The organism is Dokdonella sp. (genome assembly GCF_049593775.1).
Classification (GTDB): domain Bacteria; phylum Pseudomonadota; class Gammaproteobacteria; order Xanthomonadales; family Rhodanobacteraceae; genus Dokdonella.
This window is the reverse complement of sequence record NZ_JBAWHJ010000294.1, coordinates 1-9489: the sequence shown is the minus strand read 5'-3', so window position 1 is coordinate 9489 and position 9489 is coordinate 1. Positions and strand designations below refer to the sequence as shown.

Here is a 9489-nt window from a genome sequence, read left to right as displayed (position 1 = left end):
AGGTTGTGCCGCAATGAACACCGCAATGCGCCTCCACGACTTGCTGGCTGGCTACGCTGCGCCAAACGCGCATGGCGAAATCGTCGTACGCGGGCTCGCGATCGATTCGAGGCAGGTGCAGCACGGTGATGCGTTCTTTGCGCTGCAAGGCGGGAGTGATCATGGCATTCGCTTCGCCGACACGGCGATTCGCGCCGGTGCTGCTGCCATCATTGCCGAATCCTGTCCCGACATGGATGCAGGTTCGGTGCGAGAGCCGGTTATCTGGATCGACGATCTGAGCCAGCACCTCGGACCGATCGCCGCACGTTTCTTTGGTGATGCGTCACGCACGCTGCAGGTGACTGGCGTGACCGGCACCAATGGCAAGACGTCGACCGTCCAGTTGCTGGCCCAGTCTCTGAACCACCTGGGGCGCCGTACCGCCACGATTGGCACGCTTGGCGCGGGCCTCCCGGAGTCATTCAGCAGTGGCGAACGCACCACGCCGGACGCAATCCAGATTCAACGCCTGCTGGTCAGCTTTCTCGATCAGGGTGCCACTGATGTAGCCATGGAAGTGTCCTCGCATGCGCTTGAGCAGGGCCGCGTCAACGGAATCCACTTTCGCGTCGCCGTGTTCACCAACCTGACCCGCGATCATCTCGACTATCACGGCAACATGGAGGCCTACGCGGCCGCAAAGCAGAAGCTTTTCGCGATGCCGGCCCTGACTGTCGCGGTGATCAATACCGATGACTCGTTCGGGCGCACGCTGGCTGCCAACTTGCCGGCAGAGATGGCCTGCATCAGCTACGGCATGCAGGAGAGCAGCGCCGCGGTGAATGCACAGGATATCGAGACTCATGCAGGCGGGCTGAGATTCCTGCTGCGCACGCCTTGGGGCCAGGGCCAGGTGGAGTCGTCCCTGCTGGGTCGCTTCAACGTGGCAAATCTGCTCGCAGTTGCGGCCAGCCTCGGTGCGATGGGCTACGGATTCGCCGACATCGCCAGGGCTCTTGCCACCCTTGAACCGGTTGACGGTCGAATGAGTCGACTCGGCGGAAGCGCCACTCAGCCCCTGGTCGTCATTGATTACGCGCACACACCCGACGCACTGGAGCAGGCGCTGGTCAGCCTGCGTCAGCATTGTGAAGGCCAGTTGATCTGCGTGTTTGGCTGCGGTGGCGAGCGCGATGTCGGCAAGCGACCCCAGATGGCGGCGATCGCCGAACGCCTCGCCGACCGTGTCATCGTGACCGATGACAATCCTCGCGCCGAAGATGGTGACGCCATTGTCGCGGCCATCATGCAGGGTTTCGAGAACCCGGTAGGGGTTGCGATCCAGCGTGACCGCGGCTGCGCTATCCATGCAGCGATCCATGCCGCACGCCCAGATGACATCGTGCTGGTCGCCGGAAAGGGACATGAGCCCTACCAGGAAGTGCGCGGGGAGAGGCTGGTATTTGATGACCGTGATGTAGCCCGGCAAGCGCTGGAGGCACGGTCATGATGACCATCGACCTCGCCATGGTTGCCGACAGCACGCATGGTTGCCTGAAAGGCGCGTCGATACACGTGTCCAGTGTTTCGACGGATAGCCGCAATATGCAAGCGGGCGCACTCTTTGTTGCCTTGCGCGGTGAACATCACGATGCGCACGCGTTTGTCGGTTCCGCGCTTGCCAATGGCGCAGTTGCCGCACTGGTTGATCACGAGGTTGATGTCCCGCTGCCGCAAGTCGTCGTGGCCGATACGGAACTCGCGCTTGGTCAGCTGGCGGGCGCCGTACGCGCGCTTCACGAGGTCTGCGTGATCGGCATCACCGGTTCCAATGGCAAGACGACGGTCAAGAGTCTGGTCGCCAGCATTCTTTCAAGACATGCACCCACCCATGTCAATTCGGGCAGCTTCAACAACGAGATCGGCCTGCCGCTGACCTTGCTTTCGATGCCTGAGGGCAGCCGGTTCGCGGTCCTTGAGATGGGTGCCGGGAAGCCGGGCGACATCGACTATCTGGTCCGCATTGCCCGACCGCAGATAGGGCTCGTAAACAACATCGCACCGGCCCATCTGGAACGCATGGGAAGCATTGATGGCATCGCCGAAACGAAGGGTGCGTTGTACACCGGCCTGCCGGTCGACGGTGTCGCGATCATCAATGCCGATGATGTGTATGCCGAATACTTTACCGGTCTCGCCGCAGGCAGGCGCATATTTCGGTTCGGTCTGGGCGATGGCGCCGACGTTACCGCGCGCGACATCCGTCATTCCGCCATTGTCGAATTTACCCTCGTGACTGCACAGGGTGAACTGCCGGTATCGCTGGCGCTTTCCGGGCGTCACAATCTGCTCAACGCCCTTGCTGCCGCAAGTGTCGCGCTTGCAGTCGACGTGCCGCTGGAAACGATCAAGGCTGGCCTCGAAGCAGCACGGCCGGTTGCAGGTCGCGTCGCTGGTCGCAGCCATCCAAGCGGCGCGAAAATCATTGATGACAGCTACAACGCCAATCCTGCGTCGTTCGCCGCTGCGATCGATGCACTGGCTGCATGTGCGGGGCGTCGCATCCTGGTCATGGGGGACATGCGCGAGCTGGGCGCAGATGGCCTGCGCCTGCATGCGGACACTGGCGCACTGGCCCTTCAGAGAGGCATCGAAAGCCTGTACGCCGTCGGTGAACTGAGTGTCGCGGCCGTGGGCGCCTTCGGCTCCGCAGCCAGGCATTTCCCCAGCCAGGCCGATCTTGTCAGCGCACTTCACGCAGAACTCACACCGGAGACAACCTTGCTGATCAAGGGCTCGCGTGGATCGGCCATGGACAAGGTCGTGAATGAACTTTTCGCAATCGATGCAAACGACGGAGGACGACATGCTGCTTGAACTTGCCGATCTCCTGCGTGGCTACTACAGCGGTTTCAACCTGTTCCAGTACCTCACGTTCCGCGCCATCATGAGCACCCTGACTGCGCTTGCGGTTTCGCTGCTGATCGGTCCCGCCGTGATCCGCAAGCTGGCCAGTCTGAAGGCCGGACAGGTGATTCGCGCGGACGGGCCGCAATCGCATCTTTCCAAGGCCGGTACGCCGACCATGGGCGGGCTCCTGATCCTGCTTGCAGTCGCAATAGCGACCCTGTTGTGGATGGATCTGCGCAACCGCTATGTGTGGATCGTGCTCGGCGTCACCCTGGCTTTCGGCTGTATCGGCTTCTACGACGACTACCGCAAGCTGGTACTGCGCGACAGCCGCGGCCTTGCCTCGCGCTGGAAGTATTTCTGGCAGTCGGTTTTCGGAATGGCCGTGGCCGTCCTCCTCTATTTCACCGCCGACCTGCCGGCGCATACCGCCCTGTATCTACCGGTATTCAAGACCATTGCGATACCGCTGGGACTGATGTTCATCCCGCTGGCCTACTTCATGATCGTGGGATTCTCCAATGCAGTGAATCTGACCGACGGCCTGGACGGCCTCGCCATCATGCCGAGCGTCCTCGTCGTGACTGCGCTGGGTGCTTTCGCCTATCTGGCAGGCAATGCGGTCTTTTCGAGCTATCTGCAAATTCCCTCGATCCCGGGTGCGGGTGAACTGGTCATCTTCTGCGGAGCCCTGGCCGGTGCCGGATTGGGCTTTCTCTGGTTCAACACGTATCCGGCCCAGGTCTTCATGGGAGACATCGGAGCCCTCGCCGTGGGCGCTGCGCTCGGCACGATCGCCGTCATCGTGCGCCAGGAGATCGTGCTGCTGATCATGGGCGGAATCTTTGTCATGGAAACGGCATCGGTGATGCTGCAGGTGGCCAGCTTCAAACTGACCGGCCGACGCATCTTCAGGATGGCGCCGATCCACCACCATTTCGAACTCAAGGGCTGGCCGGAGCCGCGCGTGATCGTGCGGTTCTGGATCATCAGCGTGGTCCTCGTGCTTGTCGGTCTCGCCACGTTGAAGGTGCGTTGATGAGTACGGCGAACCCCTCCATCCAGGCCACTCGGCGTGGTGCTCCGCAAGGGCGCTACGACGCAGGCGTGGTGCTGTCTGCGATCGGGCTCGCAAGCCTTGGCCTGGTGATGGTTGCCTCCAGTTCAATCTCGATCGCCGACAACCAGCAAATCGGAGCGTTCCACTACCTGATCCGGCATGTGGTCTTTCTGAGTCTCGGCGTGGTGCTGGCCTGCGTGGCTGCACGCACCGAACTTGCCCGGATCGAAAAGAACGCGTTTCTCTTGCTGCTGCTCGCCTTCATTCTGCTGCTGCTGGTGTTCGTGCCCGGCATCGGCATGCGCGTCAACGGCGCGCGACGCTGGATCAACCTGGGTGTCTCGGGGTTCCAGTCGGTCGAAGTCGTCAAGCTGATACTCATCGTCTATCTGGCCAGCTACATGGTGCGCCATCGCGAAAGCGTGCACGCAAGCATGTTGGGTGTGTGCAAGCCACTGGGCGTTGCTGCATTGCTGGTCGGTCTGCTCCTGGCCCAACCTGATTTCGGCAGCGCCACCCTGCTGCTCGCCGTCACCCTTGGCATGATCTGGCTCGGAGGGGCGCGGTTGCGCAACCTTGGCCTGCTGGCGGCGCTGTCGATGCCGGCGCTCGCGTGGGCCGCCCTGTTCGAGGACTACCGGCTCAAGCGCCTCAAGTCCTTCCTTGATCCATGGGCGGATCCGTTCAACGAGGGCTTCCAGCTCACCCAGGCATTGATAGCCGTAGGCCGCGGCGAATGGTTTGGGGTCGGTCTTGGCGCCAGCGTGCAGAAGCTATTCTATCTGCCTGAGGCGCACACCGACTTCATCCTCGCCGTGATTGCCGAAGAACTCGGCTTTTTCGGCATTCTGCTCGTGCTTGGACTGTTCGCATGGCTCGTAGGCAGCGGTCTGCGCATCGGCCTGAAAGCGATGGAGCGCGGCCAGCGTTTCGCTGGCTACTGCGCCTTTGGCATTTCACTGATGCTGGCGTTCCAGGCCCTGGTCTCGATCGGCGTCAACCTTGGCGTGCTCCCCACCAAGGGTCTCACCTTGCCGCTGATCAGTTCGGGTGGTTCCAGCGTACTCATGACCTGTCTAGCGATTGGCCTGCTGGCCCGCGTCAGCTTCGAACTGTCGCGCGCTGAAAGTGCGGCTGCGCAGGCTGTCTCGGTTGATCAGCAAGACGAGGTGCCGGCATGAGTGGACCGGTCCTGATCATGGCGGGTGGAACCGGCGGCCATATCTTTCCGGGTATCGCGGTTGCGGCCGAGTTGCGTAAACGCGGAATTGCAGTTGCCTGGCTTGGGGGCAAGGCCGGCCTAGAGGGTCGCCTGGTGCCCGAGGCTGGAATAGAACTGGAGACGCTCGATTTTTCCGGTGTCCGCGGCAAGGGAGCGTTGGCTCTGTTGCTGGCCCCGTTCCGACTGATACGGGCCGTACTGGCCGCACGGGGGGTCCTGCGCCGTGTCGGTCCGCGCAGCGTCCTGTCCATGGGTGGCTATGCCGCCGCGCCAGGTGGAATTGCAGCGTGGCTGGCTCGCATACCTCTGGTCGTGCATGAGCAGAATCGCGTACCCGGTTTCACCAATCGCCTGCTGCAGCGTTTTGCAAGGCGGGTCTTGACCGGCTTCGATGGAAGCTTCCAGGGCGCCGAATGGGTGGGCAATCCGGTGCGCAGCGAGATTGCCAGCTTGCCAATGCCGCAGCAGCGCCTGGACGGCCGGGAGGATCCAGTGCGCCTGCTCGTACTCGGGGGTAGCCAGGGTGCGCATGGATTGAATTCAATCCTGCCCGAACTGATCAGTCGGCGCGGCGATCGCGTGATGCTCGAAGTGCGCCATCAATGCGGCGCGCGCCATCTGGAAAAGACACGCCAGCTATACGCAACGACGGATATCGAAGTCCGAATCGAACCGTTTATCGAGGATATGGCCGCAGCCTATGCATGGGCCGATATCGTCATCTGCCGCGCCGGGGCTCTGACCCTCGCGGAGATCTGCGCGGTCGGTGTCGCCTCGATACTTGTGCCCTATCCGCACGCAGTCGATGACCATCAGACGCGCAATGCCGAAGTCCTGGTCGAAGCTGGCGCTGCCTATCTGGTTGCCGAAGGCGATGGCTTCGTCAAGCGTCTTGGTGCTTGCCTGGACGAAATGGATCGTGATCGACCGCGCCTGCTGAAGATGGCCGTCGCAGCGCGCTCGCTCGCTCGCAGCGATGCGACTGCACGGATTGCAGATACCTGCCTGGAGGTGGCCGCATGACGCCGCAGCAACTCCCCGAACATGGCGACATCATGCAGGACTTCCGCCGTGTCCACTTCGTCGGCATCGGCGGCGTGGGCATGAGCGGCATTGCCGAAGTGCTGCAGAATCTGGGCTACTCGGTGAGCGGATCCGATCGTGCCGATTCGGCGACAACGCGACGACTCGCCTCGCTCGGCATCACGATACGGCACGGGCATGATGCGGCGAATGTAGACAATGTAGACGTGCTGGTCACATCCAGTGCGATTCGCAAGGACAACCCGGAGCTGCTCGCAGCACGCGAACGCCGGATCCCGGTTGTTCCCCGCGCCGAAATGCTCGGCGAGCTGATGCGGTTTCGTCGTGGCATTGCCGTCGCTGGAACGCACGGCAAGACAACGACCACCAGCCTCGTCGCCAGCGTACTCGCCGAGGCAGGCCTGGATCCCACGTTTGTCATCGGTGGCCAGTTGACCGCAGCAGGTGCCAACGCACGCCTGGGCACCGGCGAATACCTGGTCGCGGAAGCCGACGAATCCGATGGTTCGTTCCTGATGCTTTCGCCGATGATCGCGATTGTCACCAATATCGACGTGGACCATCTTGAAAACTACGGCGGCGATTTCGAGCAGGTAAAGGCAGCCTTTGAGCAGTTCCTGCATCGCCTTCCGTTCTATGGCTTGTCCGTGCTTTGCGTTGATGACGCCGAAGTGGCGAAGCTGGCCGCATTGACCCCGCGCCGCACACTCACTTATGCAATAGACAACGAACTGGCAGACTTTCGCGCCACCAATGTGCGCCAGCAAGGCGCACGCATGCACTTCGACCTGCTCTTGCCCGCCATGGAAGATGCGGTCGCGATCACGCTGAATCTTCCTGGTCGGCACAATGTATTGAACGCGCTTGCGGCGTGTGCAGTGGGCTGGCAACTGGGCGTACCACCCGCTGCGTTGCAGGCGGCGATGTGCGGGTTCCAGGGTGTCGGACGACGCTTTTCATTGCGCGGCAGCCTTGCATTCGAAAAGGGCAGTGCGTTGCTCGTCGATGACTATGGCCACCATCCCAGCGAGCTCGCCGCGGTGTTCGAGGCTGCGCGCAGCGGTTGGCCAGACCATCGGCTGGTGGTTGCATTCCAGCCGCATCGCTACTCGCGTACCCGCGACCTGCTCGACGATTTTTCGCGAGTGCTGGCTGATGTCGATGTGCTGGTTCTTACCGAGGTCTATCCGGCTGGAGAAAGCCCGATCGCGAATGCCGATGCACGGGCATTGGCACGTGCCGTACGCGCACGTGGAAAGGTCGATCCGGTCCTCATCGAGCACCCGTCGGATTTGCGCGCTGCATTGCCGGCGCTGCTCGAGGACGGTGATCTGCTTCTGCTGCTGGGTGCCGGAGACATCGGCGCGACGGCGCTGGAACTTGCGAGTAACCCCGACCTCGGAGGATCCCGCCCGTGAACACGAGGATCACCGACCCGCGCATGTTCGGACGCGTCGCTGTCGCCTATGGCGGTACATCGGCCGAACGCGAGGTATCCATCAACTCGGGAAACAACGTTCTTGAAGCGCTGCGCGCCAGCGGCATCGATGCGCACCTGGTCGATGGCATTCCGGCCTTGCTGGATGCGCTGCGTGCAGGACACTACGCGCGCGTGTTCAATATCCTGCATGGTCGAGGTGGCGAGGACGGCATGTTGCAGGGTGCACTGGATGCCTTGCGCGTGCCCTATACCGGAAGCGGAATCCTCGGCTCTGCACTGTCGATGGACAAGGTGCGTACCAAGCAAGTCTGGCAGGCGATCGGTTTGCCGACGCCACGCTTCGTGGCCTACCGGCCCGGCGATGATTTGCAGACGGCGATCGCCTCGATTGGCTACCCGGCCATCGTCAAGCCATCGCATGAAGGCTCGAGCGTCGGCATCAGCCGGGTGTTCGCGGACTCCGACATGCAGGCTGCCATCGAACTGGCTGAATGCTACGACGGCGAGCTCTTGATCGAGCAGCTCATTGAAGGTGCCGAACTGACTGTGGCCATTCTCGGTGACACGGCACTTCCGTCGATTCGCATCGTGCCCAAGGGCGAGTACTACGACTACCACGCCAAGTACATCGCCGAGGACACCCAATACTTGTGTCCGGGACTCGAAGGATCTGCCGAAGACGAGATTCGCGCGCTCGCGCTCACTGCATTCTCTGCCGTTGGCTGCTCGGGCTGGGGACGCGTCGATGTCATGCGCAGCAACGCAGGCGACAACTTCCTGCTTGAGGTCAATACGACGCCGGGCATGACCAGTCATTCGCTGGTGCCCAAGGCTGCGCGCAGCGCCGGCATCGAATTCGGCCCGCTTTGCTGGCAGATCCTGGAAACCTCGTTGGCGAGGATTCCCCGATGAATGGTCCATTGCCGTTGAGGTCCATGGCCTGGGGCATCGCGCTGACCCTGGTCGCCCTGCCAATCGTGGGTGTGCTGAATGGCTGGTTCGCGTCGCAACGCTGGCCCGTGCGCAAGATCGAACTGCGAGCCGAGTACGCCCATGTCAGTGCCGAGCAGATCCGGGCCACGGTGCAGAATCACCTGGATCGCGGATTCTTCGCGGTGCAATTGAGCGAGGTCCAGAAGGCTGTTGCACAACTGCCCTGGGTGGAGCGGGTCGAGGCTCGAAAGCAATGGCCCGATACCTTGCTGCTGACCGTCTATGAGCGCCAGCCGTTTGCACGCTGGGGCGGTTCCCGCCTGCTTAGCCGCACTGGTGAACTCTTCGAAGTGCCGGGAACGGACGCCATGCAGGGCATGCCACAACTGGCCGGTCCTGATGAGCGGCTTGCCGAAGTGATTGCCTTCCATGCGGAATGCCTGCGCGAGTTCTCCGGCAGCGGCCTGTCAGTTCGCGCTGTCGAGCTGAGTGCGCGTGGGAGTTGGCGGCTGACCCTGTCCAGCGGCGCCCTGATTGAAATCGGTCGCGTCGATGCCACCGCCAGGCTGCAGCGCTTCCTTGATGTCTGGCCAAAAATTGCGGCGAGCAGTGACGGGCCTCCCGTCTATGTCGATCTTCGCTACGAAAACGGCTTCGCGTTGCGCTGGGCATTGCCCGAGCCGCCAGTCGCCCCTTCTTCCATGTCCGGTCCTGAACCGGCTCCGCAGGTCTGAGCAACGATGAATCGCAAGTCGGAAAAAAACCTGATCGTGGGACTCGACATCGGCACGTCGAAGATCGTTGCCATTGTCGGCGAGCACGAACCTGGCCAGCCGGTCGAGATCATGGGTATCGGTTCGCATCCTTCACATGGTCTCAAGCGCGGTGTTGTCTTGG

At 62.1% G+C, this 9489-nt stretch carries 8 protein-coding genes and 1 pseudogene; all 9 read left to right on the top strand.

What is annotated here, in order from left to right; all coding sequences use genetic code 11:
• Positions 1-13 precede the first annotated feature (13 nt).
• Positions 14-1492 carry a UDP-N-acetylmuramoyl-L-alanyl-D-glutamate--2,6-diaminopimelate ligase gene (locus WBP53_RS10400; RefSeq protein ID WP_423928625.1) on the top strand — a complete coding sequence of 493 codons (1479 nt, stop codon included), beginning with the start codon at positions 14-16 and terminating at the stop codon, positions 1490-1492.
• Positions 1489-2859 (top strand): UDP-N-acetylmuramoyl-tripeptide--D-alanyl-D-alanine ligase, encoded by a 1371-nt coding sequence (locus tag WBP53_RS10395; RefSeq protein WP_423928623.1) that lies wholly within the window; start codon positions 1489-1491, stop codon positions 2857-2859. The genes WBP53_RS10400 and WBP53_RS10395 overlap by 4 nt, the downstream gene beginning before the upstream one ends.
• A complete protein-coding gene (gene mraY, locus WBP53_RS10390; protein ID WP_423928621.1) occupies positions 2849-3931 on the top strand; it encodes a phospho-N-acetylmuramoyl-pentapeptide-transferase in 1083 nt (360 codons plus the stop codon). The genes WBP53_RS10395 and mraY overlap by 11 nt, the downstream gene beginning before the upstream one ends.
• Positions 3931-5133 carry a putative lipid II flippase FtsW gene (gene ftsW / locus WBP53_RS10385; RefSeq protein WP_423928619.1) on the top strand — a complete coding sequence of 401 codons (1203 nt, stop codon included), beginning with the start codon at positions 3931-3933 and terminating at the stop codon, positions 5131-5133. Before mraY ends, ftsW begins: the two co-directional genes overlap by 1 nt.
• Positions 5130-6197: an undecaprenyldiphospho-muramoylpentapeptide beta-N-acetylglucosaminyltransferase gene (murG, locus tag WBP53_RS10380; protein ID WP_423928617.1), complete on the top strand. Its 1068-nt coding sequence runs from the start codon at positions 5130-5132 to the stop codon at positions 6195-6197. Before ftsW ends, murG begins: the two co-directional genes overlap by 4 nt.
• Positions 6194-7636, top strand: coding sequence for a UDP-N-acetylmuramate--L-alanine ligase (murC, locus tag WBP53_RS10375; RefSeq protein WP_423928615.1), 1443 nt, complete (start codon positions 6194-6196; stop codon positions 7634-7636). The genes murG and murC overlap by 4 nt, the downstream gene beginning before the upstream one ends.
• Complete coding sequence (locus WBP53_RS10370) at positions 7633-8571, top strand: D-alanine--D-alanine ligase (protein ID WP_423928613.1); 939 nt, start codon at positions 7633-7635, stop codon at positions 8569-8571. Before murC ends, WBP53_RS10370 begins: the two co-directional genes overlap by 4 nt.
• The gene (locus WBP53_RS10365) at positions 8568-9326 is read left to right on the top strand and encodes a cell division protein FtsQ/DivIB (protein ID WP_423928611.1); all 759 of its coding nucleotides are present in this window, start codon (positions 8568-8570) and stop codon (positions 9324-9326) included. The genes WBP53_RS10370 and WBP53_RS10365 overlap by 4 nt, the downstream gene beginning before the upstream one ends.
• A gap of 6 nt (positions 9327-9332) precedes the next feature.
• Positions 9333-9489: pseudogene (locus tag WBP53_RS10360) on the top strand (cell division protein FtsA); the annotation flags it as partial.